This window comes from Streptomyces sp. AC602_WCS936 (genome assembly GCF_019049125.1).
GTDB lineage: Bacteria > Actinomycetota > Actinomycetes > Streptomycetales > Streptomycetaceae > Streptomyces.
The window spans coordinates 471,090-494,191 of the sequence record NZ_JAGMUF010000066.1; the positions used below are offsets into that span (position 1 = coordinate 471,090).

The 23,102-nt window shown below is 73.3% G+C and carries 26 protein-coding genes; 11 read left to right on the forward strand and 15 right to left on the reverse strand.

Annotation, left to right across the window (positions count from 1 at the left end):
* Positions 1-4: 4 nt before the first annotated feature.
* Positions 5-1,114 carry a PP2C family protein-serine/threonine phosphatase gene (locus tag KUM03_RS23980; protein ID WP_217251346.1) on the forward strand — a complete coding sequence of 370 codons (1,110 nt, stop codon included), beginning with the start codon at positions 5-7 and terminating at the stop codon, positions 1,112-1,114.
* A gap of 127 nt (positions 1,115-1,241) precedes the next feature.
* Complete coding sequence (locus tag KUM03_RS23985; protein ID WP_073728736.1) at positions 1,242-1,463, forward strand: hypothetical protein; 222 nt, start codon at positions 1,242-1,244, stop codon at positions 1,461-1,463.
* Positions 1,464-1,563: 100 nt separating this feature from the next.
* On the opposite strand, the gene KUM03_RS23990 is transcribed toward KUM03_RS23985, so the two are convergent.
* From KUM03_RS23990 to KUM03_RS24005, 4 genes are all read right to left on the reverse strand, one after another.
* Positions 1,564-2,067, reverse strand: a complete 504-nt coding sequence (locus tag KUM03_RS23990) for a DUF5709 domain-containing protein (RefSeq protein ID WP_217251347.1) — start codon at positions 2,065-2,067, stop codon at positions 1,564-1,566.
* A 97-nt stretch (positions 2,068-2,164) separates the two neighbouring features.
* A complete protein-coding gene (locus tag KUM03_RS23995) occupies positions 2,165-3,643 on the reverse strand; it encodes a CPP1-like family protein (RefSeq protein ID WP_217251348.1) in 1,479 nt (492 codons plus the stop codon).
* A gap of 188 nt (positions 3,644-3,831) precedes the next feature.
* Positions 3,832-6,186, reverse strand: a complete 2,355-nt coding sequence (locus KUM03_RS24000) for a glycoside hydrolase family 65 protein (RefSeq protein ID WP_217251349.1) — start codon at positions 6,184-6,186, stop codon at positions 3,832-3,834.
* A complete protein-coding gene (locus KUM03_RS24005) occupies positions 6,183-6,923 on the reverse strand; it encodes a beta-phosphoglucomutase family hydrolase (RefSeq protein WP_217251350.1) in 741 nt (246 codons plus the stop codon). The genes KUM03_RS24000 and KUM03_RS24005 overlap by 4 nt, the downstream gene beginning before the upstream one ends.
* Positions 6,924-6,977: 54 nt before the next feature.
* On the opposite strand from KUM03_RS24005, the gene KUM03_RS24010 reads away from it, so the two are divergent.
* On the forward strand, positions 6,978-7,667 hold the full coding sequence (locus tag KUM03_RS24010) for a nucleoside/nucleotide kinase family protein (protein WP_217251351.1): 690 nt from the start codon (positions 6,978-6,980) through the stop codon (positions 7,665-7,667).
* A gap of 164 nt (positions 7,668-7,831) precedes the next feature.
* On the opposite strand, the gene KUM03_RS24015 is transcribed toward KUM03_RS24010, so the two are convergent.
* Complete coding sequence (locus tag KUM03_RS24015) at positions 7,832-7,996, reverse strand: hypothetical protein (RefSeq protein WP_217251352.1); 165 nt, start codon at positions 7,994-7,996, stop codon at positions 7,832-7,834.
* 170 nt (positions 7,997-8,166) lie between these two features.
* Between KUM03_RS24015 and KUM03_RS24020 the strand changes: the two genes are divergently transcribed.
* Entirely contained in the window at positions 8,167-9,084 is a 918-nt protein-coding gene (locus KUM03_RS24020) for a MurR/RpiR family transcriptional regulator (RefSeq protein ID WP_217251353.1), read from the forward strand.
* A gap of 328 nt (positions 9,085-9,412) precedes the next feature.
* Positions 9,413-9,793, forward strand: a complete 381-nt coding sequence (locus tag KUM03_RS24025) for a hypothetical protein (protein ID WP_217251354.1) — start codon at positions 9,413-9,415, stop codon at positions 9,791-9,793.
* A 27-nt stretch (positions 9,794-9,820) separates the two neighbouring features.
* On the opposite strand, the gene KUM03_RS24030 is transcribed toward KUM03_RS24025, so the two are convergent.
* A complete protein-coding gene (locus KUM03_RS24030) occupies positions 9,821-10,309 on the reverse strand; it encodes a flavin reductase family protein (protein ID WP_217251355.1) in 489 nt (162 codons plus the stop codon).
* Positions 10,310-10,319: 10 nt separating this feature from the next.
* The gene (locus KUM03_RS24035; RefSeq protein WP_217251356.1) at positions 10,320-11,159 is read right to left on the reverse strand and encodes a hypothetical protein; all 840 of its coding nucleotides are present in this window, start codon (positions 11,157-11,159) and stop codon (positions 10,320-10,322) included.
* Positions 11,160-11,308: 149 nt separating this feature from the next.
* On the opposite strand from KUM03_RS24035, the gene KUM03_RS24040 reads away from it, so the two are divergent.
* Positions 11,309-12,013, forward strand: coding sequence for a TetR family transcriptional regulator (locus KUM03_RS24040; RefSeq protein ID WP_217251357.1), 705 nt, complete (start codon positions 11,309-11,311; stop codon positions 12,011-12,013).
* A 172-nt stretch (positions 12,014-12,185) separates the two neighbouring features.
* Positions 12,186-12,599 (forward strand): Zn-ribbon domain-containing OB-fold protein, encoded by a 414-nt coding sequence (locus tag KUM03_RS24045; protein ID WP_217251358.1) that lies wholly within the window; start codon positions 12,186-12,188, stop codon positions 12,597-12,599.
* A gap of 19 nt (positions 12,600-12,618) precedes the next feature.
* On the opposite strand, the gene KUM03_RS24050 is transcribed toward KUM03_RS24045, so the two are convergent.
* Positions 12,619-13,005: a PPOX class F420-dependent oxidoreductase gene (locus KUM03_RS24050; protein WP_217251359.1), complete on the reverse strand. Its 387-nt coding sequence runs from the start codon at positions 13,003-13,005 to the stop codon at positions 12,619-12,621.
* Between the two features lie 56 nt (positions 13,006-13,061).
* The gene (locus KUM03_RS24055; RefSeq protein ID WP_217251360.1) at positions 13,062-14,243 is read right to left on the reverse strand and encodes a MalY/PatB family protein; all 1,182 of its coding nucleotides are present in this window, start codon (positions 14,241-14,243) and stop codon (positions 13,062-13,064) included.
* A gap of 181 nt (positions 14,244-14,424) precedes the next feature.
* Here KUM03_RS24055 and KUM03_RS24060 point away from each other — a divergent pair, with 181 nt between their 5' ends.
* Complete coding sequence (locus KUM03_RS24060) at positions 14,425-15,792, forward strand: S1 family peptidase (protein ID WP_217251361.1); 1,368 nt, start codon at positions 14,425-14,427, stop codon at positions 15,790-15,792.
* Between the two features lie 45 nt (positions 15,793-15,837).
* Here KUM03_RS24060 and KUM03_RS24065 read toward each other — a convergent pair whose 3' ends face one another.
* Together KUM03_RS24065 and KUM03_RS24070 are read right to left on the reverse strand one after the other, a co-directional pair.
* Complete coding sequence (locus tag KUM03_RS24065) at positions 15,838-16,017, reverse strand: hypothetical protein (RefSeq protein WP_073728706.1); 180 nt, start codon at positions 16,015-16,017, stop codon at positions 15,838-15,840.
* A 205-nt stretch (positions 16,018-16,222) separates the two neighbouring features.
* On the reverse strand, positions 16,223-17,023 hold the full coding sequence (locus KUM03_RS24070) for an SDR family NAD(P)-dependent oxidoreductase (RefSeq protein WP_217251362.1): 801 nt from the start codon (positions 17,021-17,023) through the stop codon (positions 16,223-16,225).
* Between the two features lie 51 nt (positions 17,024-17,074).
* On the opposite strand from KUM03_RS24070, the gene KUM03_RS24075 reads away from it, so the two are divergent.
* Positions 17,075-17,614 carry a hypothetical protein gene (locus tag KUM03_RS24075; protein WP_217251363.1) on the forward strand — a complete coding sequence of 180 codons (540 nt, stop codon included), beginning with the start codon at positions 17,075-17,077 and terminating at the stop codon, positions 17,612-17,614.
* Here KUM03_RS24075 and KUM03_RS24080 read toward each other — a convergent pair.
* The 3 genes from KUM03_RS24080 to KUM03_RS24090 all read right to left on the reverse strand — a co-directional run bounded on the left by KUM03_RS24080 (position 17,598) and on the right by KUM03_RS24090 (position 20,362).
* Positions 17,598-18,524 (reverse strand): SDR family oxidoreductase, encoded by a 927-nt coding sequence (locus KUM03_RS24080; protein WP_217251364.1) that lies wholly within the window; start codon positions 18,522-18,524, stop codon positions 17,598-17,600. The genes KUM03_RS24075 and KUM03_RS24080 overlap by 17 nt on opposite strands.
* Before the next feature lie 120 nt (positions 18,525-18,644).
* Positions 18,645-19,274, reverse strand: coding sequence for an MBL fold metallo-hydrolase (locus KUM03_RS24085; protein ID WP_217251365.1), 630 nt, complete (start codon positions 19,272-19,274; stop codon positions 18,645-18,647).
* Positions 19,274-20,362, reverse strand: a complete 1,089-nt coding sequence (locus KUM03_RS24090) for an S-(hydroxymethyl)mycothiol dehydrogenase (protein ID WP_217251366.1) — start codon at positions 20,360-20,362, stop codon at positions 19,274-19,276. The genes KUM03_RS24085 and KUM03_RS24090 overlap by 1 nt, the downstream gene beginning before the upstream one ends.
* A 130-nt stretch (positions 20,363-20,492) precedes the next feature.
* On the opposite strand from KUM03_RS24090, the gene KUM03_RS24095 reads away from it, so the two are divergent.
* Complete coding sequence (locus tag KUM03_RS24095) at positions 20,493-22,247, forward strand: ABC transporter ATP-binding protein (RefSeq protein ID WP_217251367.1); 1,755 nt, start codon at positions 20,493-20,495, stop codon at positions 22,245-22,247.
* 32 nt (positions 22,248-22,279) lie between these two features.
* On the opposite strand, the gene KUM03_RS24100 is transcribed toward KUM03_RS24095, so the two are convergent.
* Positions 22,280-22,564, reverse strand: coding sequence for a hypothetical protein (locus KUM03_RS24100; protein WP_073728692.1), 285 nt, complete (start codon positions 22,562-22,564; stop codon positions 22,280-22,282).
* 171 nt (positions 22,565-22,735) lie between these two features.
* Between KUM03_RS24100 and KUM03_RS24105 the strand changes: the two genes are divergently transcribed.
* Positions 22,736-23,101, forward strand: a complete 366-nt coding sequence (locus tag KUM03_RS24105) for a nuclear transport factor 2 family protein (RefSeq protein ID WP_217251368.1) — start codon at positions 22,736-22,738, stop codon at positions 23,099-23,101.
* Position 23,102 lies beyond the last annotated feature (1 nt).

The window sequence follows — 23,102 nt, forward strand, 5'->3', positions numbered from 1 at the left end:
GGGTGTGCGAAAGGTGCCGGCCCCGCCACCGCGCCGGGGCGAGGAGCGGCGGAGCTGGCTGAGCGGTGCTCCGCCGCCCCGCTGGGTGCGGGTGCTCCCGCCGGTCCTCGTCGGAGTGATCTGCGCGGCGACCCTGGTCAGCGACGACCGGCTCGACATCGGGTTCCTGCTGGGCGCCATCCCGCCGCTGGCCGTCCTGTCGTACGGCCCGCTGGTGACGGCGCTGCTGTGCGGGGCGGTGATCGCGCTGCTGACCGTCCCCGCCTTCCAGCTCGACCGGCCGGGCGACGCCGACCTGCTGACCGTCGTGTTCGTCTCGGTGCTGAGCGTCTTCGTGTCCTTCGTGCGCAGTCGCCGCGACGCCCAGCTGGACCTGGAGCGCACGGTCGCCGAGGCCGCGCAGCGGGCCGTCGCGCCACCGCTGCCCGAGCGGGTCGGCGCGGTGCGCTGCGCGGGGCTGTACCGGGCGGCCCAGCACGGCACCCTGGTCGGGGGCGACTTCTTCGACGTGCGGGACGGGCCCTTCGGCGTACGGGCCGTGATGGGCGACGTACAGGGGCACGGGCTGTCGGCGGTGTCGACGGTCGCCTCGCTGCTGGGGGCGTTCCGGGAGGCGGTGCTGGACCAGCCGGAGCTGGCGTCGGTGGCGGGGCGGCTGGACCGCAGGCTGCTGGTGGACTCCGCGGGCACGCGGCACGCCGAGCTGTTCGCGACCGCCGCACTGCTGGAGTTCTCCGCCGACGCGCTGCGGGTGCGCGTCGTGGTGTGCGGCAATCCGCCGCCCTTCCTGCTGCGCGGTGCGCGCGCCACGGAGCTGGAGGTCCCCCCGTGGACGCCGCTGGGGCTCGGGCTGGCGGACGCCGGCGCGATCGACGCCTGCACGGTGGCGCTGCGCCCCGGCGACCGGCTCTTCCTCGCCTCCGACGGCGTGGTCGAGGCCAGGGACGACAGCGGCGCGTTCTATCCGCTGGCCGACCGGCTGACCGGGCTCCTCGCCGAGGAGGACGCGGATCCCGCCACGCTCCCGGAGCGCGTCTGGGCCGACCTCGTGCGCTTCTGCCCGGACGTGGAGGACGACGTCACGATGCTCGTCCTCGTGCCCTCACCGCCGTGACGGGGTGCGGCGCGTCCGGTTCTCCGGATGCGCGGTGCGCTTCCGCATTGAATGGTGATATCGGGATATTCGGGACCGACAACAGCACGGCACCGAAGCAGCGAACCGGATCCGAGGAGCACTGATCATGTCGACGTCACAGCCCGACGCCTCCCGGCCGTCCGAACCCCGCGCGGGGGACGACCGCGCCACACCGGACGACCTGCTCCACGCCCGTACCGGCACCGACGTGTCCCCCGAGGACGTGGTGCTCGCGGCCGGCCGGGACATCACGCCGGCCAACCTCGAATGGGCCCGGCGCAAGCTGGCCGAGGAGGGCCCCGCCGCCCTGGACAAGCTGCTGCCCTGACCACCGGGCGGCCGGGTCCCGGCATCGTCCGGGCGTCGTCCGGGCCGGGCCGGTGCGCTGCGCACCGGCCCGGCCCGGAGGACGGGTGTCCCCTGCCTGATCAGGCGGATCCGCCGGGGCGGGCGTCCTCGCCCTCCGGCAGCTCCGTCTCGTCCTCCACGACGTGCACGGCGGCCTCCTCCGCACCAGCGGCCCCGCCGTCGATGCCCACGTCCTCGGCGACCGTCTCCTTGGTCGTGTCGGTGCGTACGCCCTCGTCCGGGGCGACCAGCCGCCCGGCGCGGTCGGTGCCCGCCTCCGGGTCGACCGGCTCGCCCTCGCCGCCGGGCTGGTCGCCCACGCCGTCCCCGGCGGGCCCGGACTCGTCGGGCACCTCCTGGGAGAGCCGCTGGTCCAGGGTCTCGCCGTCGTGCTGCTCGGCGGCCGTGGTGCCGTGCTTGGTCACGCCGAGCGGCTTCTCCGGCGGGGAGTAGCCCTCGTCCAGCGTGTCGTCGTAGGTCCGCTCGTCGACGGCGTCCTGGAGGTCGAGGGGCGCGGCGTCCTCCTGCTCCTCGTTGTTCCCGGTGGGCTGGTAGGCGTCGTCGGCCATCGGGTCCGTGCCCATCGCTGCCTCCCTCTCGCGCTGCGTCGGCATGGTGGTCTCGGTGTGCGGTTCGCGTTTCCCGATACGCGATCTCTAACCCGTTCCGGGAGGGCGGTCTTCACCCGCGCGGCGCGACCCGGACGGTCAGATCGGTGATCCGGTACGGGGTCCAGTCGCGGGCGTAGCCGGGGGCGCCGCCGCCCGGGCCGGTGATGGCGGCGACCGGGAGCCGGCGGGCGGTGTCCACGATCTCGGCGGCGGTGATGTTCTCGTTGTTCCCGCTGGTCGAGCCGGAGGAACAGCCGGTGTAGTAGCCGATCGGGATGGACTCGTGCCCGGTGATCAGGCAGGGCGGGCGGACCCCGAGCCGGTGCAGTTCGTCCGCGACCCGGGCCCAGTCCTCGCGGCTCGCGACGTTGCGGTCCACGGTGCCCTCGACGACGGCGAACTGCACCGCTAGGTGACCGGCCAGCGCGAGGGCGACCAGGGGCGCGGCCACCGGCCGCCACCGCCTCTGCCGTGTCCTGACCAGGTGCCACAGCGCGTCGGCGACCGGGATCGCCAGGAGGGCGTAGGCGGGCTGGAGGAAGCGCGGCGCCGCGTAGCCGATCATGAAGAGGTAGGGCGCCGCGGCGGTCACCGCGCAGGCGAACGGGATGAGGGTGCGGGCGGTGCGCCGGGCCCGGACCGCGACGGCGACGCCGAGGACGGCGACGAACGGCAGGACGATCCACCAGGCGGTGACCACCGGGTGGGGCATGGAGCCGGTGCAGGGGCGGCACAGGCCCCGGCCGCCCAGGCTGCGCATCTGGTCGTCGACGGCGATGTTCCAGCCGAGGCCGCCCTGGATCTCGGAGGCCCGCGACAGCCGCTCACCGAGGCCGCCGTACCAGCCGTACGCCTCGATCACCCACTCCACTCCCCCGGCGGCGAGGCCGCCCGCGAGGGCGAGCAGCAGCATCCACCGGCGGCGTACGAGGACCAGGACGAGCAGGGGCACGGTCACCCAGACCGCGTCGGTGGGCCGCATCCACGCCATCAGCGCGGCGCCGGCCACCACACCCCACAGCGCGGCCCGCCCGGAGCGCCCCTGCCAGTACCGCAGGAAGCAGCCCACGCAGATCAGGGCGCCGATCGCGACCCAGTAGTTGGGCATGGCCTGCGGACCGTAGAACAGGTTCACCCACAGGGTGGCGAAGAACGCGCCGGCGGTGGCCAGGACGCGGGCCGGGAACAGCCCCTTCCAGGCGCGCAGGGCGAGGTACAGGCCTACGCCGGACAGTACGGCGAGGTAGACGCGCAGCAGTTCGGTGGAGGCCGACCAGGACGCGACGGGCGCCACCAGCAGGGAGACGCCCCGGGAGCGCGGTGCGCTGAAGAAGGCGGCCGGGTGGTGGGAGGTGACCTGGCTGGTGTACACGATCTCGTCCCAGCCGAGGCCCATCCACGGATGGACGAAGATCAGCTGGGCGAGCGTGAACGCGGCCGCCACGGCCGCGAGCAGTGCGTCGCCGCGCAGGCGTCGCGGGATGCGGGGCGGCGTCGCCGGCTCGCCCCGTCGTCTTCCGGCGAGCATGGCGTTCGCGCCGTCGGTCATCGTGCACCCCTCTGCCCCCGCTCGTCGCGGGGTGTTCGTTCCTGTCCTCACCTCCTGCCGCCACTGGCGGGAGCCCGGAAGTCGGATTACATGGTCAAACTAGTGCGCGTGCCACGGCCGCGCAGGGTGGAACTCGGCCAGTCGCGCGGGTTCCGCCGGTCCCGGCCCCGGCCCGGGGTCAGCCGGGGTCAGTGGGCGTTGGGGCGGCGGTGCGGGGGCTGTTCGGGTGTGGGGCGCCGTTTGGGTGCGGGGATGGCGCGGGTGACGGGTCCGTCGCCGTTCACGGCCAGCGCCTTGCCGTGGTGGTGGATGGTCAGCGGCTCGCCTTCGAGCAGGGTGTACGTCGCCTTGTCGGCGCGGACCTCCACGCGCAGGCACCGGCCGCGGAACTGGAGCCGGAAGGCGAGGCGGCTGAACTTCTCGGGCAGGCGCGGCGTGAACCGCAGGCCGTCGCCGTCCCGGCGGGTGCCGCCGAAGCCGGCGACCAGCGCCATCCACGTACCGGCGAGCGAGGCGATGTGGAGCCCGTCGCGGGTGTTGTGCTCCAGGTCCGCGAGGTCCATCAGGGCGGCCTCGGCGGCGTAGTCGTAGGCCAGGCGCAGGTGTCCGGTCTGGGCGGCGACGACGGCCTGGCAGCAGGCGGACAGGGAGGAGTCCCGTACCGTCAGCGGCTCGTAGTAGGCGAAGTTGCGGGCGATCTGGTCCTCGTCGCAGTGGGCGTCGAACCAGCTGCCGCAGGTGTACATCGCCAGCACCAGGTCGGACTGCTTGATCACCTGCTTGCGGTAGAGGTCGAAGTAGGGGAAGTGCAGCATCAGCGGGTACTGGTCGGCGGCGGTGCGGGCGAAGTCCCAACGCTGGTGGCGGGTGAAGCCGGAGTGCTGCTCGTGGACGCCGATCTCGTCGTTGTAGGGGATGTGCACGGACTCGGCGGCGTCCCGCCAGGCGGCGCTCTCCTCGTCGTCGACGCCGAGCCGGGCCGCCTCGTCGGGGTGGCGTTCGCACACGTCGGCGGCGGCGAGGAGGTTCGAGCGTGCCATGAGGTTGGTGTAGGTGTTGTCGTAGGCGATGGCGCTGTACTCGTCGGGGCCGGTGACGCCGTCGATGTGGAAGACGCCGTGGTGGTCGTGGTGGCCCAGCGAGCGCCAGAGCCGGGCCGTCTCCACCAGGAGTTCGAGGGCGGTGTCACGTTCGAAGGCGGTGTCGGCGGTCGCCGCCGTGTAGCGCACCGCGGCGTGTGCGATGTCGGCGGCCACGTGGAAGGCGGCGGTGCCGGCCGGCCAGTACGCGGAGCCCTCCGAGCCGTCGATGGTCCGCCAGGGGAACGCGGCGCCGCGCAGTCCGAGCTGGGTGGCGCGGTCCCGGGCGGCGGGCAGGGTGTCCCGGCGCCAGCGCAGCGCCTCGGCGACGGCCCTGGGCTCGGTGTAGGTCAGCACGGGCAGCACGAACATCTCGGTGTCCCAGAACGCGTGCCCGTCGTAGCCGGAGCCGGTCAGCCCCTTGGCCGGAATCGCCCGCTGTTCGGCGCGGGCCCCGGCCTGCAGCACGTGGAACAGGGCGAAGCGCACGGCCTGCTGGATCTCCTCGTCGCCGTGCACCTCGACGTCGGCCCGTCCCCAGAAGTCGTCGAGGTAGGAGCGCTGTTCGGCCACCAGGCCGTCCCAGCCGCTGTGCGCGGCGGCGGCCAGCGCGGCCTCGACCTGGTCGCTCATCGCGGGCCGGGAGCGGGCACCCGACCAGCCGTGGGCGACCGTCTTGCGCACCCGCAGCCGCTGGCCGGGTTCCAGCACGGAGGTGATGGTCAGGCGGGCCACGTCCTCGTTGCTCTCACTGCTGGTGGTGATCTCTCCCGGGGTGTCGACCTCGTGGTCGGCGGCGACGGCGACCCTGAGGCCGCTGCGTCGGGTCCGGTGGACCAGGCGCAGCCGGGAGCCGACGGCCATGTCCTCCTCGGGTTCCAGCGGGGACCTCAGCGCCTTGGACGTGCGGGGGTCGCCGTCGGGGTCGGGCAGGCTCTCGTTGGCGACGAGTTCGGACTGGATGACGACCCTGGTCCGGCTGTCGAGGGGCTCTACCTCGTAGGAGACGGCGGCGATGGCCCGCTGGGTGAGCGAGACCAGCCGGGTGGAGCGCACCCGGACGGTGGTGCCGGCCGGGGAGGTCCACTCGCAGGTCCGCTCCAGCACGCCGCGCCTGAGGTCCAGGGTCCGCTCGTGCTTGCCGAGCCGGCCGTAGCGCAGGTCGAAGGGTTCGTCGTCGACCAGCAGGCGCAGCAGCTTGCCGTTCGTGACGTTGATGACGGTCTGGCCGGACTCGGGATAGCCGTAGCCCGCCTCGGCGTAGGGCAGCGGGTGGAGTTCGTAGACGCCGTTGAGGTAGCTGCCGGGCAGGCCGTGGGGTTCGCCCTCGTCGAGGTTGCCGCGCCAGCCGATGTGCCCGTTGGACAGGGCGAACACGGACTCGCTCTGGGCGAGCAGGTCGAGGTTGAGGGCCGTCTCGCGCACGGACCAGGGTTCGACGCTGTACGTCCGGTTGGTGATCACGCGTCACCTCCCAGCTCGGCCAGGTCCTTGACGACGCGGTCGGCGCCGTGGGCGTAGAGGGCGTCGCTCTGGCCGACGCGGTCGACTCCGACGACGTAGCCGAAGTGCCCGGAGCGCCCCGCGTCCATGCCGGCCAGGGCGTCCTCGAAGACGGCGGCCCGGGACGGTTCGACGCCGAGGTCACGGGCGGCGGCCAGGAAGGTGTCGGGGCGCGGTTTGCCCGGCAGCTTCCGCTCGCGGGCCACCACGCCGTCGACGCGTACGTCGAACAGGCGCTCGGCGTCGATGGAGCGGAGCACGTCGCGGGTGTTGGCGCTGGAGGAGACGATCGCGGTGGCGAGGCCGGCGGCGCGGACCGCGTCGATGTAGCGCAGCGTGCCGTCGTAGGGTTCGACGCCGTCGGTGCGGATCTTCTCCAGGACCAGTGCGTTCTTGCGGTTGCCGACGCCGTTGACGGTCCGCGCCTCCGGTGGGTCGTCGGGGTCGCCCTCGGGCAGTTCGATGCCGCGGGAGGCGAGGAAGGTGCGCACGCCGTCGGCGCGGGGGCGGCCGTCGACGTACTCGTCGTAGTCGGAGTCGGTGAAGGGCCTGAAGTCCGCGCCGTCGCGCTCGCGCAGGAAGGCGTCGAAGGTCTCCTTCCACGCGGCGGCGTGCACCACCGCCGTCCTGGTGACGACCCCGTCGAGGTCGAAGAGGCAGGCCCGGATGGTGTCGGGGAGTCCCAGCTGCGTCGTCATACCCGACACAGTTCCCCGCCGGGGCGGGTCCGATCAGGTGACACACTCTGCGGTGTGCCGCTGACTTTCGACGACCTCCTCGCCCGTGCCCGCGCCCTGCCCCGGGGCGGACGGCGCGCGATCCTCGGTATCGCCGGCAGCCCGGGCGCCGGCAAGTCGACGCTGGCCGAGAGCCTGGTGCGGGAGTTGAACGGGGCCGGCACGCCGTGGGTGGCGCACGTCCCGATGGACGGTTTCCACCTCGCCGACGCCGAACTGGACCGCCTGGGCCGCCGGGACCGTAAGGGCGCGCCGGACACCTTCGACGCGGCCGGGTACGCGGCGCTGCTGGGCCGCCTGCGCGAGGCGGCGGTGGGCGACGGGGAGGCGGGCGGCGGGGAGACGGGCGGCGACATCGTGTACGCGCCGGGTTTCGAGCGGGTGCTGGAACAGCCGGTCGCCGGGGCCGTGCCGGTGCCGCCGTCGGCCCGGCTGGTCGTGACGGAGGGCAACTACCTGCTGGTGGGCTCCGGCGCCTGGGTGCGGGTGCGTGCGCGGCTGGACGAGGTGTGGTTCTGCGAACTCGCTCAGGCGGAGCGGGTCCGTCGCCTGGTGGCCCGGCACGAGCGGTTCGGCAAGTCCCACGACGACGCGGTCGCCTGGGTGCTGGGCAGCGACGAGCGCAACGCCGAGCTGGTCGCCGCCACCCGGGACCGCGCCGACCTCGTGGTGCCCGAGGGGGCGATGCCGGTCAACCGGTCATGAACCCGCGCCCGGCCCGCTCGGGGGGTCCGCGTGCGGGCGGTGGCGTCCGCCCGGTACGTCGTCCGACCTGGTGATGTGTACGGCGGTGCGCCAGGGCGTCGCGGAGTTCGACGGGGTCGTTGTCGAAGACCCACGCCGATGGCGCCCGTGGGTATCACCCGCGGTCATCGCTCGTCGTAGTCGTCGGGGCGGACGTGCGCCTCCTCCAGCGCCTCGCGCATGGTCCGGCCGGTGCCGCCCTGCTGTCGGGGCGTCTCCTCGTCCTCGCGCTGGTCGAGGACGTCGTCGGTGGTGTCGGTCTTCGGCCGGTTCTCTTCCGGGACGGTCATGGCGGTGCCTCTCGTGCTTGCTGTCCTGCTTGTTGTCCTGCTTGCCGTGGTCGCTTCCGAGGTGGCGGGTTCCCGGACGGCGCTGGGCTATCCCCTCCGGGTGCGACCGCCCTGCCGGTGACGAGGGGTGAGCTATGTTGACCTCCGTGGGAGACAAAGGAGGCGCACCCGTGCCATCGCCGCAGCAGGCCCGCGCACAGGCATCGGCGATCACCTCGGGACGTACGGCCGAGGAGACGGAGGTCTCCGCCACGTCCCGGCTCAGGACACTGTTCGACCGGCCGCGTCTCTCCCCGGGGCAGCGGCGCATCGCCCAGTACCTGATCGAGCACCTCACCGAGGCGGCGTTCCTGTCGATCACCGACCTCGCCGACCGGGTGGGCGTCAGCCAGCCCTCGGTGACGCGGTTCGCCTCGGCGGTGGGCTTCAGCGGCTACCCGGCGCTGCGGGAGCGGCTCCAGTCGATCGCGCTGGGCAGCCGGGGCGGCACCCCGGCCGAGGAGAACCGGGGCAACGAGCTCCAGGCGGCCGTCGACGCCGAGATCGACAACCTGGAGAACCTGCGGCGCGACTTCGCCGACGCCGACCGGGTGATCGACGTCGGCCGCAAGCTGGCCGCGTCCGCCCCGCTGACCGTCCTCGGCCTGCGCATCTCCGTCTCGCTCGCCGAGTACTTCGCCTACGCGGCCCGCCGGGTCCACCCGGACGTGCGCCTGGTGACCCGCGGCGGCAGCGTCGCGTACGACGCCCTGCTCCAGTCGCGGGAGGCGGGCGGTGCCTGGGTGCTGGCCTTCTCCATGCCCCGGCACGCCCACGAGACGCTGAACGCCGTCCGGGTGGCGCGCGGTGCCGGGCTGAAGGTGGCGCTGATCACCGACCTGGCCCTCGGCCCCATCGTCGACGAGGCCGACGTCACCTTCGCGACGGGCACGGGGTCACGGCTGGTCTTCGACTCCTACGCGGCGCCCGGCGTGATGTGCGCGGCCCTGCTCCAGGCCATGACCGACGCCGATCCGGAGCGGACGCAGGCCCGGCTGGAGGAGTACGAGCAGGTCGCGGACCAGCACCAGTTCTTCCTGCGGGACTGACCCGGCCGCCTCTCGCCGGGTACGGGCCCGGCGATTGGTCGGCGCAGACGGGGGCCATCCGGATCAAAGCAGGCATGAATGTTTTCATACGTCTTGCAAACCGGATGGCATATATAAATACTGCTCACGGATCGCGACCCGGCCGCCCCGGAGCGCGTCCGCACCTGCGTGAACATCCCTGGCCGCCGACTCCTACCCGCTCCGGCGGGCCCGGGGATGTTCCGTCGGGCATCGCCTGTGCGAGCGCCCGCGGCGGTCCCGGTCGTCCCCTGGACCGGGACCGCCCCCACCCGTCGCCCACCCCGTCGACGCCGCCACACCGGAAGCGATGATCATGCCCCTGACGACCACGCGCACCCACCCGGACTGGCCATGCCAGGTGAAGGCCCCCGGCAGCTACGACTGGGAACGCTCGGCGGTCAAGTGGCTGCGCGAGCTGGTGCCGTCGCGCTACGCCGGCTATCCCGCGCTGATCCGCCACCCCGTCCTCCTCGCCCGCCACGCGCAGATCCAGGTGCAGCACGAGATCCGGGTGGCGCGCACCGCCCTGCAGACGGCGCGGGCGGATCTGCCCCGGCTGGGACTGCACGAGTCGGTCATCGAGCACACCATCAAGCTGTATGCGGCGGAGGTCCTTCAGTTGCAGCACATCGCGCGCAGCGTGCGGGCGGTCACCGAGACGCTGGTCGAGCGCGGCACCGGGCGCTGAACCGGCCGGCCCGCCGGGAGCGGACCATCAGTCCACCGGGTGGCCCGCTGCGATGTCCGCGGCGTCGGAGATCCGCAGCAGTGGGCCGTCGGACTTCTCCCGCCCGCCCCATTCGACGGGGTCGAGGACGAACCCGACGTGGTCGCCGCCGGGGACGCGCTCCACGACGCGCCCGACGAACCACGCCTCGGCGTCCTCCAGCACCACCGCCCCGCCGTGGCCGGTGCGCCAGCGGACCCGCCGGAACTTGTCCACCTCGTCGCCGGTCCGCCCGCCGAAGAGCTCGGCCGTCCCGTGCTGGTCCCGGGCGAGAAGATGGACGGCCAGCACGTCGGCGGAGTGCGCCACCCGGAAGGTCCGGTTGACCTCCGAGAGCCACACGGCGTACCGGACCGGGTCGAGGGAGCACTGGCAGGAGAACCCGACCAGACACCCGGCCCGCTCCCCGCCCGCGGCGGCCGTCACCACGCACATGTCCGGGTCGAGCCGGTCGATGAAGACGTCCATGCCGGCCATGGTAGGAGGGTCAGTCCGCGAGGAGGCGCCGGAGGGCCGCCCGCAGGGCGGTGACGAAGGAGTCCCTGCGTGCCTCGTCGAGGGCGTCCAGCGACAGGTAGGGGTTGAGGTCTTCGAGCTCGACCAGGAGCAGCTCGCCGCCGGGGGCGCGGCAGGCGTCGACGCGCTGAATCCCGTGGTCGATGCCGTTCCACTCGATGAACCGCCGGGCGAACTCGAGGTCCCGGGCGGTGGCGTCGTACGGCTCCAGCCGCCAGCGCCGGCCGGGGTCCGGCGCGTACAGCGCGTACTGGAATGCGTCGTCGACGAAGTAGAAGGAGACCTCGTACGCGAAGTCGACGCGCGGCTGGACGAGGGTGTCCCCGGCGTCGTCGTCGCGGAGCGCCTGGCGGAGGCGGTCCGCGGGCACGATCCGCAGGCCCGCCGAGTCGGCGCCGAGCCGGGGCTTGACGACGTACTCCTCCGCCGCCGGCAGCAGATGCAGGTCCTCCGGCCGGCCGACGGTGGGGATGACCGACTCCCCCGCGGCGCTCAGGTCGAGCAGGTACTGCTTGCCGGCCATGTCGGCCCGGCCGGTGAGCTGGTTGTAGACGCGCGTGCCGCGCTCGGCGGCGCGCTCGCGGAAGGCGTCGTACGCGGCCCGGTAACCCAGCACGGGACCGCTGTTGCGGACGACGACGGCGTCGAAGGCGTCGAGCAGCGCGGCGGCCTCTCCGGGGTGGCACAGCGCCAGGTGGAACTCGTCGCGCAGGCGGGAGGCCAGGTAGATGTCCTCGTCGCAGTAGCGCCGCCCTCGTGCCTGGTAGGACAGGTCCGTGACGTAGAGGAGACGGGGGCGGGTGGGCGGCATGCGGAACTCCTCAGGCTGATCGGAACTCCTCGGTGCTGATCGGATGTGATCGTATGCGATCGGCAGTGCGGTGCCCGCTAATGCACTCAGTTCCCTCCTGTGGCTGCACTGAGTGCCATGAAGGCCGGTGAACTGCTACGTTCCCCTTCATGAGCTCCAGCAATGCGGCGGGCGGCCGGCCGCCGATGCGCGAGGCACTGGTCGCGGCCGCGTTCCGGCTGTTTCTGGAGCGGGGTTACGAGCAGACGACCATCGACGACATCGTCGCGCTCGCGGGTGTCGGACGGCGGTCGTTCTTCCGCTACTTCCCCTCCAAGGAGGACGTGGTCTTCCCCGACCACGAGCGGTGCCTGGCGGACATGACGGCGTTCCTGGCCGCCTCGCCCGAGGACGCCGACCCGGTGGAGCGGGTCTGCGACGCGGCCCGGCTGGTGCTGCGCATGTACGCCGAGAACCCGGACTTCTCGGTGCAGCGCTACCACCTCACCAAGAAGGTCCCCGGGCTGCGCGCGTACGAGCTGTCGGTGGTGTGGCGCTACGAGCGCGCCCTCGCCGAGTACCTGCGCGGACGCGTCGGCGCACGGCCGGACGGGACCCTGGAGGCGGACGTGATCGCGGCCGCGGTGGTCGCGGCGCACAACAACGCCCTGCGGTCCTGGCTGCGTTCGGACGGGCGGGACGACGCGGGCGCCGCGGTCGACCACGCGCTCGGGTACGCGCAGTCCGCCTTCGGAAGCCTTCCCGCACCGCCGCCGGCCGCCGGGGAGGGGGACGTGGTCGTGGTCGTCACGCGGCGCGGCGCACCCCTGTGGCAGGTCGTGCGGGAGGTCGAGGCGGCGTTCGCAGGCGACTGACCGCCCCGCGGCGGCGGAACCACTTCATCCGCAATCGAGGGTACCGAGTGCCTTTACGTGTGGCACGCAGTGCCATAGCCTGAGCCTGTGCACGGTGGCACGGTCACCCGCACATGCGTGCCCGGGCGACCGCGCACGCGGATTCCGGCTCGAGTGCAGGGAGTTGACCAGCGTGTACCACCACTCAGGAAACGTCGCTCAGCAGACGGCCGGCTCCGCGACGGGCGTGCTCGATGCCAAGACCTCGGAGTCCGAGGCGATCCACTTCCAGCGCTGCACCTGGTGCGGCACCGCCATGTACCACCGGGTGCTGTGCCCGGTCTGTCGCGGCAGCGACCTGCGGACCGAACGCAGCGAGGGCGCGGGAACGGTGCGGCACGCCACGGTGGTGCACCGCAACACCCCGGCCGCGCGCAACGTGTCCCTGATCGAGATGGCCGAGGGCTTCGTGCTGCGCGGCCGGGTCATGGGCCCGCTCATCGGCATCCACAGCGGCGACCGCGTCCGGCTGTCCACGGCCCAGGACCCGGTACGGGGCGAGCCGGTCTTCCAACTGGTCGACGAGCCGTACCGGGCCTGGACCTGAGCGGCGGTGCCCCGGCCGCTCAGGGCGCGGGCGTGATCCGGATGCCCACGGTGCCGTCGAAGCCGCGGCGCAGTCGGCTGCCCAGGAGGGTGAGCCTCCCGACGACGCCGTACTTGCGGGCGATCAGCCTGCGGTAGCGGCCGGTGGTGTCCGGGTCGCAGATCTCCGCCCTCGCCGGGATCTGGTCGCCGGTCGGCCGGCCGTGCACGTCGCACGGGCCGACCAGGACGTCCGCGCGGTTGCGGACCCGCTTGACCTTCCAGGAGTCGGCGACCGTCCAGACGCCGAGCGCGTCCCCGTCCCGCACGACCCACACCGGGGTGGCGACCGGGGTGCCGTTCTTCCGGAACGTGGTGACCAGCAGGTACTTGCCGGCGCCGAGCCGGGCCATCGAGACGTCGTCCATGCCGGGAGTCTAGGCGGGCGCCGGTCCCGGTGAGACGGCCCCGCCCGCCCCTCGCCTCAGTCCAGGGCCGCCGCCATCCGCCGTACCGCCTCCGTGATCACCTCCGTCGACGTCGCGAGGTTGAGCCGCAGGTGTCCCGCGCCGCCGGCGCCGAAGGGGATGCCGGAGCTGAGGGCCACCCGGCCGCGCCGCAGGAAGACGTCCGCCGGGTCGTCGCCGAGGTCCAGCGGGCGGCAGTCGAGCCAGGCCAGGTAGGTCGCCTCGCCGGGGCGGTGGACCACGCCGGGCAGGTGCTCGGCGAGCAGGCGGGTGAGCAGCCGCCGGTTCTCCTCGATCCCGGCCAGCACGGCGTCCAGCCAGGCGGTGCCGTCGCGCAGGGCCGCCGTGTGGGCGAGGACGCCGACGTGACTCGCTCCGTGGCCGACCTCCTCGGGCATCCGCGCCAGGTCGGCTGCGGCACCGGGCCCGGCGAGGGCGAGCGCCGCCTTGAGCCCGGGCAGGTTCCAGCCCTTGGACGCGGACATCAGCGCGAGGCCCCGCTCGGCGCCGGGCACACTCAGGTACGGCACGAACCGCGCGCCGGGGCCGGTGACGACCGGCGCGTGGATCTCGTCGGCGACGACCCGGACGCCGTAGCGCTCGGCGAGAGCGGCGACGGCGGCGAGTTCGTCGGCGGTGTGCACCGTGCCGGTGGGGTTGTGCGGGCTGCACAGCAGGTAGGCGGCGCGCCCCGACCCGGCGACGGCCCGCCGGAACTCCTCCTCCAGCACGCCGAGGTCGATGCGCAGGCCGGCGCCGAGGGGCGCTTCCACGACCCGCCGGTCCATGTGGGTCACGAACGCGTAGAACGGCGGGTACACGGGCGGGTTGACGATCACCGGGTCGCCGGGGCCGGTGACCAGCTTGAGCATCTCCACGACGCCCAGCATCACGTCGGGCACGATCGCGGTGCGTTCCACGGCGAGGTCGTCCCAGCCCCAGCGCTTGCCCGCGAAGGCGGCCAGGGCCTCGGCGTAGGCGGTGCCCGCGGGATAGCCGGTGTCGCCGAGTTCCATGGCGTCGGTGACGGCGCGCGCGACGGGTTCGGCGAGCGGGACGTCCATCTCGGCCACCCACAGCGGCAGCACGTCCGCCGGGTAGGTGCGCCACTTCATGCTCGTACGGCGGCGCAGCTGGTCGAGCGTGAGGGCCTGGAGGGGGTTCGTCTCGCCGGGCTGGTGCTCCTCGATGCTGGTCATGGGGCACAAGATAGGCGGCGACGGCGCGTGCGGGAAACCGTACGGGAGGGGCGCCGCGGACCGGACGGTGCCGCCCGCCCGGTGAACGCGGACGTGCCCGCCCCCGTATGGGAGGAGGGCGCTCGATGACCGGAGGTCCCCGCGGCGGTGACGCCGTGAGTCGGGGTTCGGGAGCGCATGCATGAGGCACGCACGACGACGCATCGTCCGGCGAGTCGTACGGCTGGCGGCCGTCGGCGGACTGCTGCTCGGGGGGACGATGGTCACCCGGGCCGTGGCGAGCGAGCCTCCCGACGCCGCCGCCGTGCCGCACACCCTGGCGCGGTCCGCGTCGGGCACCGGCGCCGGCCTGGTGTCGCGGCTGGGCACCGAGCGCACGGCGGGCCACTGGGTCGGCTCCGACGGGCGGCCGGTAGTCGCGGTCACCGACGAGCGGGCCGCCCGGGAGGTGCGCCGGGCCGGCGCCGAGGCGAAGGTCGTGCGGCACAGCATGTCCGAGCTGAAGTCGGCGACGTCGACGCTGCGGTCGGCTCCTCGGGTGGCCGGCACGGCTTGGGCCCTGGACTACCGGACGAACGAGGTGGTGGTGCGGGGTGACAGCACGGTCTCCCGGTCCGACTGGTCCCGGCTGACGGACGTCGCCGAGGGCATCGGCGGCTTCGTGCGTATGGAGCGCACCGAGGGAACCTTCACCACGCGCCTGAACGGTGCCGAACCGATCCTGTCCACGGCGGGGCGCTGCTCGGCGGGCTTCAACGTGACCGACGGGCGGAGCGACTTCATCCTGACCGCGGGTCACTGCGGGCCGACGGGGTCGGTGTGGTTCGGCGACGGCCGGGGCGACCGGCGGGTCGGCGAGACCGTGGCCGGGAGTTTCCCTGGGGACGACTTCTCCCTGGTGGAGTATGCGAACGGCGAGGCGGGCGACGGCGCCGACGTGGTGGCCGTCGGCGGGGGCAAGGGGGTGCGCATCACGGGCGTGGGTGAACCGGCCGTGGGTCAGCGGGTGTTCCGCAGCGGCAGCACCAGCGGGCTGCGCGACGGCCGGGTGACCGCGCTGGACGCGACGGTCAACTACCCGGAGGGCACGGTCACCGGCCTGATCGAGACCGACGTGTGCGCGGAACCGGGCGACAGCGGGGGGCCGATGTTCTCCGAGGGCATCGCGCTCGGCGTCACCTCGGGCGGCAACGGCGACTGCGACGAGGGGGGCACGACGTTCTTCCAGCCGCTGCCGGAGGCGATGGCGTCGCTCGGGGTCCGGCTGCTCGTCTCCGATGAGGAGGGGGCGGCGCCGGGAGCCGCGCCCTCCGCGCCGGCCGGCGCCGGCGGTGGTGCCGCTCCGGGCGCCGCGGCGCCGGGGGCCACGGCGCCGGTGACGGGTGTCGACGGCTCGACGCTCCTGTCCCGGCTCACCGACCGCAGGAACGTCGGTCCCGGCATGCTCGTCGTCGCGGGCAGCATGCTCGCCCTGGTGGCGACGCGCTGGATTCGTGCGGAGCAGGACCGCAAGGCGTACCGGCGGCACTACTCGGCGACGTGGGGGTGATCCCGGGTCGGGGCCGCGAGGCGCGGAGGAGTCCCGGGGTGCCGGTCAGGCGGCGTGCTCCGGGTCCGCGGCGGCCCACTCCATGACGAGCCGCTGGTACTCCTCACGCTGCTCGACGCTCAGTGTCCCGCCCGACCGGAGCCACAGGGCCCGGATCTCCTCGTTGACCTCGGCAGCCGATCGCTCGGAGGAGGGTTCAACAGTGGTGGACATGCTGTGAAGCATACGGCGCCGGGCGTGAAGACGATGTGAGTAATCGCCAGCCAAACGGACATAACGGACCGTGTTACTGGTCACGTCGATCTTCTCATCTGTCAAGAGCTGAGGGCGAGTTCGTTCCCCGCGGCTGTGTTCTGCCGCACATGCCCCGCCCGTTGTGTTCTCCGCCACTTCCCCGGCTGCCTCCGGCACGACCGCGCGGCCGGGGTCGTCATCCCCTGCCGTCCCGCTCCCGCACCGCCTGCCGGAACCCGGTGTTCACGGCGGTCAGTCCGCCGTCGACGACCAGCGTCGTGCCGGTGATCCAGGAGGCGTCGCGGGAGGCGAGGAAGGCGACGGCCGCCGCGATGTCCTCGGGTTCGCCGACCCGCCCCAGCGGATACAGTCCCTGGACCGCCGCCAGGTCCTCGTCCCGCCCCTCCCACGCTGTGGTGCGCACGGTGCCCGGCGTCACCAGGTTGACGCGGACACCGCGCGGCGCGGCGTGCCCGGCGAGGGTGCGGGTGAGGGAGGCGAGGCCGGCCTTGGCGGCGCTGTAGGCGTGGTTGCCGAAGTCCTGGACGCCGTTGACCGAGCCGACGCTCACGATCGCGCCGCGCCCCGAGGCCGCGAGGTGGGGCAGCGCGGCCCGGCAGCAGCGGTAGGCGCCGGTGAGGGTGACGTCGAGGTCGCGGGCCCAGGCCTCGTCGGCCTCGTCCTCGAAGAGCGGGGCGTCCGGCGTACAGGCGTAGGCGTTGTTGACCAGGACGTCGAGGGTGCCGAAGGTGTCCACGGCGTGGGCGACGGCGGCCTCCACGGACGCCCGGTCGGCGACGTCGCAGGCGAAGGCCTCGACGCCGAGACCCTGCTCGGCCAGTTCCCGCGCCGTCCGTCGCGCGGCGGCGAGGTCGACGTCGGTCAGCAGTACCCGCGCCCCCTCCGCGGCCAGCCGGCGTGCGGTGGCCGCGCCGATGCCGCGGGCCGCGCCCGTGACCAGTACGCCGTGGTGTGCGAAACGCCCTGTGTCCGTCATGGGCACCGACCGTACTGCCGAAAGGATCACCGCGGCAGATAGCGTGCGCGCATGTCCGTGTTCTTGCAGCAACTCCCCGCGCTCATAGGCGTCGTGATCGGTGCCCTCAGCTCGTATCTCGCCGTGGTCCGCAGTGACCGGGCCCGATTCCGCAGTGAGACCGCGGCGCGCTGGGAGGAGCGCAGGCTCGCGGTGTACGCCGACTACGCGCGGGCCCTGAAGACCTCCGTCACGCTGACGTACCGGATCGCCGCCCACCTCGGCAACGACCCGCACCCCCACCCGTTGAGCCCCGCGGAGGCCGCGTCGGCGCAGGCCGAGGCCACGCTCGCCCGGGACCCGGCCGGGGAGGCGCTGCTCCTGCTGGGCAGCAAGGAGGTCGTGGAGCAGGCGCGGGTCTGGGTCGTGGCGGTACTGGACATGGAGCGCTTCCTGCGCGAGGGGACGCGTGACCCGGATGCCTGGCAGGCCCTGCTGGAGCGGCAGCGCGCCGGCCGCGAGGGCTACTACACGGCCGTGCGCGAGGATCTGGCCCTGCCGCCGGGTCATGCGGCCCGGTGGCCGCTGCCGCCCGTCAGCGGTAACCGGTGACGTCGGCCGGCTTGTCCGCGTCCTGGACCTCGACGAGGTAGCGCCAGGCGTCCGGGCGGCTGCCGTCGAGGTCGGTGAAGCCGTACTCCTGCGCCAGGCCCCCGCTGGACAGGGACTTGCCGTTGAGGCGCGCCACGTGCGGGTCGGCGGCGAGGGCGGTAACGGCTCGGCCGACGTAGCGGGGCGTCTCGGAGATGGCGAAGTGCGGGACGCGGTCGAGCGCGTCGCGCCAGTTGTCCTCGCGTACGCCGAAGTGGTCGAGCATGAGCTCCGAGCGCAGCCAGCCCGGGGTCAGCGCGACGGCGGTGGCGCCGCGCGGGCCGACTTCATGGCCGAGGGCGAAGGCCATGCGCAGGACGGACGCCTTGGCGAGGTCGTAGAAGAACGAGACACGGTAGTGGTCGCGGTTGTAGTCGTCGGTGCCGTCGGTGACCTCCACGACCAGTCCGCCGGGGCGGCGCAGCAGCAGCGGCAGGGCGTGGTGACTGGTGATGGCATGGGTCTCGACCGCGAGCCGCAGGAGTCGGAGCCCCTTGTCGAGGTCGTGCTCCCAGACGGGGCTGTCCCATGCGAAGAGGTGCTCGCCGCCCCAGATGTCGTTGACCAGGACGTCGAGGCGGTCCTGTTCGCGAGCGACGCGGTCGACGAGCACGGCGACCTGCGCGGGGTCGAGGTGGTCGGTCGGTACGGCGATTCCGTGGCCGCCGGCCTCGGTGACCAGGTCGGCGGTGTCCTCGATGGTCTCCGGGCGGTCGTACTCGGAGCGGCGGGCGCGGGTGCTGCGGCCGGTGACGTAGACGGTGGCGCCGGCCGCGCCCAGTTCGACGGCGATGCCGCGTCCGGCGCCGCGGGTCGCTCCGGCGACCAGCGCGACCCTGCCCGCCAGCGGCTTGTTCGGTGACTGTGCCATGTCCGGCTCCCGTTCCTCTCCCACGACTGCTGCTGATCTCGTGATCGAGACTGCCCTGGAAGCCGGACATCTTCTGTCACCTTTTACGCGTGTCCCCCGCCGTTGCCGTCGCGCTCCGGGTCAGTGACCGCGTGTGACCCACTCCTCCAGGTGCGGTGCCTCCGCCCCGATGGTGGTCGGGTCGCCGTGGCCGGTGCGGACCTCGGTCTCGGGCGGGAGCACCAGGAGCCGGTCGCGGATCGAGTCGATGATCGTCGGGAAGTGGGAGTAGGAGCGTCCAGTGGCGCCGGGGCCGCCCTGGAAGAGGGTGTCGCCGGTGAAGACGGTGCCGAGGCCCGGGTCGTAGAGGCAGACCGCGCCGGGCGCGTGCCCGGGGGTGTGCAGGACGGTCAGGTCGGCGCCGGCGGCCTCGATGACCTGGCCGTCGGTCAGCCAGGCGTCGGGGTCGCGGTCGGGGTGGGTCTGCTGCCACAGGGGCATGTCGTCGCGGTGCAGCCAGATGGTGGCACCGGTGCGCTCGGCGAGGGCGGGGGCGGCGTTCACGTGGTCGTTGTGGGCGTGGGTGCACACGATGGCGGTGAGCCGGCGCTCGCCCACGGCCTCGGCGATGGCGTCGGCGTCGTGGGCGGCGTCGATGACGATCACCTCGTGGTCGTCGCCGACGAGCCAGACGTTGTTGTCGACGTCCCAGCTGCCGCCGTCGAGGCTGAACTGGCCGGAGGTGACGAGGCGTTCGATGCGGGCGGCCATCACAGCACCACCACCGAACGCAGCACGTCACCTGCGTGCATCCGCTCGAAGGCCTTCTCGACCTCGTCCAGCCGGATGGTCTCGGTGACGAACTTGTCCAGGTCCAGGCGGCCCTGGAGGTGCAGGTCGATGAGCATCGGGAAGTCGCGGGAGGGCAGGCAGTCGCCGTACCAGGACGACTTCAGGGCGCCGCCGCGACCGAAGACGTCGAGGAGCGGGAGCTCCAGCTTCATCTCGGGCGTCGGTACGCCGACGAGGACGACGGTGCCGGCCAGGTCCCGGGCGTAGAAGGCCTGCTGATAGGTCTCCGGGCGGCCGACCGCCTCGATGACCACGTCGGCGCCGAAGCCGCCGGTCAGTTCGCGGATGGCCTCGACGGGGTCGGTCTCGCGGGAGTTGACGGTGTGGGTGGCGCCCATGGAGCGGGCGGTCTCCAGCTTGCGGTCGTCGATGTCCACGGCGATGACCTTCGCCGCCCCGGCCAGGTGGGAACCGGCGATGGCCGCGTCGCCGACGCCGCCGCAGCCGATGACGGCGACGCTGTCGCCGCGGCCGACGTTCCCGGTGTTGATGGCGGCGCCGATGCCGGCCATCACGCCGCAGCCCAGCAGACCGGCCACCTGCGCGGAGACGCCCGGGTCGACCTTGGTGCACTGTCCGGCGGCGACCAGCGTCTTCTCGGCGAAGGCGCCGATGCCGAGGGCCGGGGAGAGCTCCTGGCCGGTCGAGGCCAGGGTCATCTTCCGCTCGGCGTTGTGGGTGTCGAAGCAGTACCAGGGACGCCCGCGCAGACAGGCCCGGCACTTGCCGCACACCGCACGCCAGTTGAGGATCACGAAGTCGCCGGGGGCGACGTCGGTGACGCCGGCGCCGACCGACTCGACCACGCCCGCGGCCTCGTGGCCGAGCAGGAAGGGGTAGTCGTCGCCGATGCCGCCCTGCTTGTAGTGCAGGTCGGTGTGGCACACCCCGCAGGCCTGGACACTGACCACGGCCTCGCCCGGTCCGGGATCGGGCACGACGATCGTCTCGATCCGCACCGGTTCGTCCTTGCCCGGTGCGATCACGCCGCGTACTTCCTGCGCCATGGTCTGGACCCCTTCTTCGGCCGTTCAGCGTTCCACCCGAGCCTACGCGCAACTGATCGCCGAGGGACGCTCCGACGGCGTTCCGGGTCCACGTAGCCTGAAGCCTCCGCCCACCTGCCGAAGGAGTGCCGTGAGCACCGCCGATACGGAGACCGGTCAGCCCGCCTGGCGACAGCTCCTGACGTACGTACGGCCGCACCGAAGGGCCCTGTTCGCGGGCGCCGTGCTCTCCCTCGTCACCGGCGCCACGGGGCTGACGCTGCCGCTGGTGGCGCGGGAGCTGATCGACGACCTGTCGCACGACCGTGCCATCACCGGCGCGCTGCTGGCCATGTCGGGGTTGGTGGTCGCCAACGCGGCGCTGGGCGCGCTGGGCGGGTATGTGCTGCGGCGCACCGCCGAGTCGGTGGTGCTCGGCGCGCGGCGCACGCTGTCGTCGTATCTGCTGCGGCTGCGGATCACGGCCGTGGACCGCACCGAGCCCGGCGACCTGATGGCCCGCATCACCTCCGACACGACCTTGCTGCGCGAGGTCACCACCGACTCCCTCGTCGGCCTCGGCACCGGCGGGCTCACGCTGGTGGCCACCCTGGTGATGATGGGCCTGGTCGACCCGGTGCTCCTCGGGGTCACCCTGGCCGTGGTCGCGGGCGCGGGGACGGTGCTGGGCCTGATCGTGCCGCGCATCAACCGGGCGAGCCGGCAGGCGCAGGACGCGGTGGGTGTGATGGGCGCCGCGCTGGAGCGGATACTCGGCGCGCTGCGCACGGTGAAGGCGTCCGGGGCCGAGCCCCGGGAGGAGCGTGCGCTGCACGAGGCCGCCGAGGAGTCCTGGCGGCAGAGCGTGCGCGCCGCCAAGTGGTCGGCGGCGGCGGGCAACACGGCCGGGCTGGCGATGCAGACCGCGTTCATCACGGTGCTCGCGGTGGGCGGCGCCCGGGTGGCGACGGAGGCGATCGACATCGGCACGCTGGTCGCATTCCTGCTGTTCGTCTTCTACCTGATGTCGCCGATACAGGAGGTCGTCTCCGCGATCACCCAGTACCAGACGGGCAAGGCGGCGCTCGCCCGCATCCAGGACGCGCTGAGCCTGCCCGCGGAGCCGCAGGCCCGTCCCGCGCCCCTGCCGTCGCCGGGCTCGGAGCCGGCGTCCGTCGCCTTCCGTGACGTCCGCTTCCGTTACGCCGACGACCTGCCCTACATCCACCACGGGGTGACCTTCGAGGTGCCGGCCCGGGGGATGACGGCCTTCGTCGGCCCGTCCGGAGCGGGCAAGACCACCGTCTTCTCCCTGGTCGAGCGGTTCTACGACCCGGTCTCCGGGGAGATCGCGCTGGACGGCCGGAACCTCGCGGACTGGGACCTGGCCTCGCTGCGGGCCGCGATCGGTTACGTGGAGCAGGACGCGCCGGTGCTGTCCGGCTCGCTGCGGGACAATCTGCTGCTGGGCAACCCGGAGGCGGACGACGCCGCCGTCGCCGCGGTGGTGAAGACGACCCGCCTCGACTCCCTGGTGGGGCGACTGCCGGACGGCCTCGAGACGCTGGTCGGGCACCGCGGCACCAAGCTGTCGGGCGGCGAGCGCCAGCGGGTCGCCATCGCGCGCGCCCTGCTGCGCCGTCCGCGGCTGCTGCTGCTCGACGAGGCCACCTCGCAGCTGGACGCGGTCAACGAGGCGGCGCTGCGGGACACGGTGGCCGACGTGGCCCGTACGACCACGGTGCTGGTCGTCGCGCACCGGCTGTCCACGGTGACGATGGCCGAGCGGATCGTGGTGATGGACGCGGGCCGGGTCCGGGCCGTGGGCACGCACCGGGAGCTGGTGACCGCCGATCCGCTGTACGCGGAGCTGGCGGCCACCCAGTTCCTGGCCGCCGGCGGCTGAGGCTGCCCTCGGCGGCTTGATGGCGCGGGTCGTCAGCCGAGCGCGGGGACGGCTCCGAACAGCGGGGAGACGAGCCCGGTGACCTGCTGGAGCTGATTGAGGTCGTTGAGCCGGTTCAACTGCTGGGAGGGCCGCGGCATCTGTGCACGGTCCTCGGCGGGCATGTCGCTCACCGCGAGCGAGTCCAGCGTCTTGGTCACGCTGAGCTTGTCGGCGCCCAGCGCGCCGCCCTCGGCGGCGCTCGCCATCGGCGCGGCGAGGCCGGCGACACCGGCGGCGAGCCCGACGGCGGCGGCGATACGTCGTGTTGAAGTCATGCTCTGAGCAACGGTGCCGGGCCCCGGACGGACACGGGCGGGCGGCGCCGCTCACCCGACGGGACCAGTCGCCCGGCCGCGTTGCCGTGGGCGCCCGGACGGAGGAGGCTCGAAGAGAGGGCCCGTGCGGCCCGCCCCTTCCCGGGCCGCGGTCTTCGAAAGGAGGTCGTCATGAGCGCTCGGGCAAACCCCGGCTTCGACGTCGAAGCACTGCGCCGGGGCATCGAAGGAGAGACTCCGGCGCCCCTCGCGTCGCTCTATGCGCCGGACGCGGAGGTCCGCATCGTCGACCGGTACGACCAGCCCAGCCGCCCCAAGGTCCTGCACGGCCGGGACGAGATCGCCGAGATGCTCGACGACGTCTACAGCCGCGACATGTCGCACCGGCTGACCCGCTGCGTCGTGCAGGGCGACCAGGTCGCCTTCACCGAGGAGTGCGTCTACCCGGACGGCCTGCGGGTGCTCGCCGAGTCGATGCTGTCGCTGCGGGACGGCGAGATCGCCGAGCAGACCACCGTCCAGGCCTGGGACGAGTGAC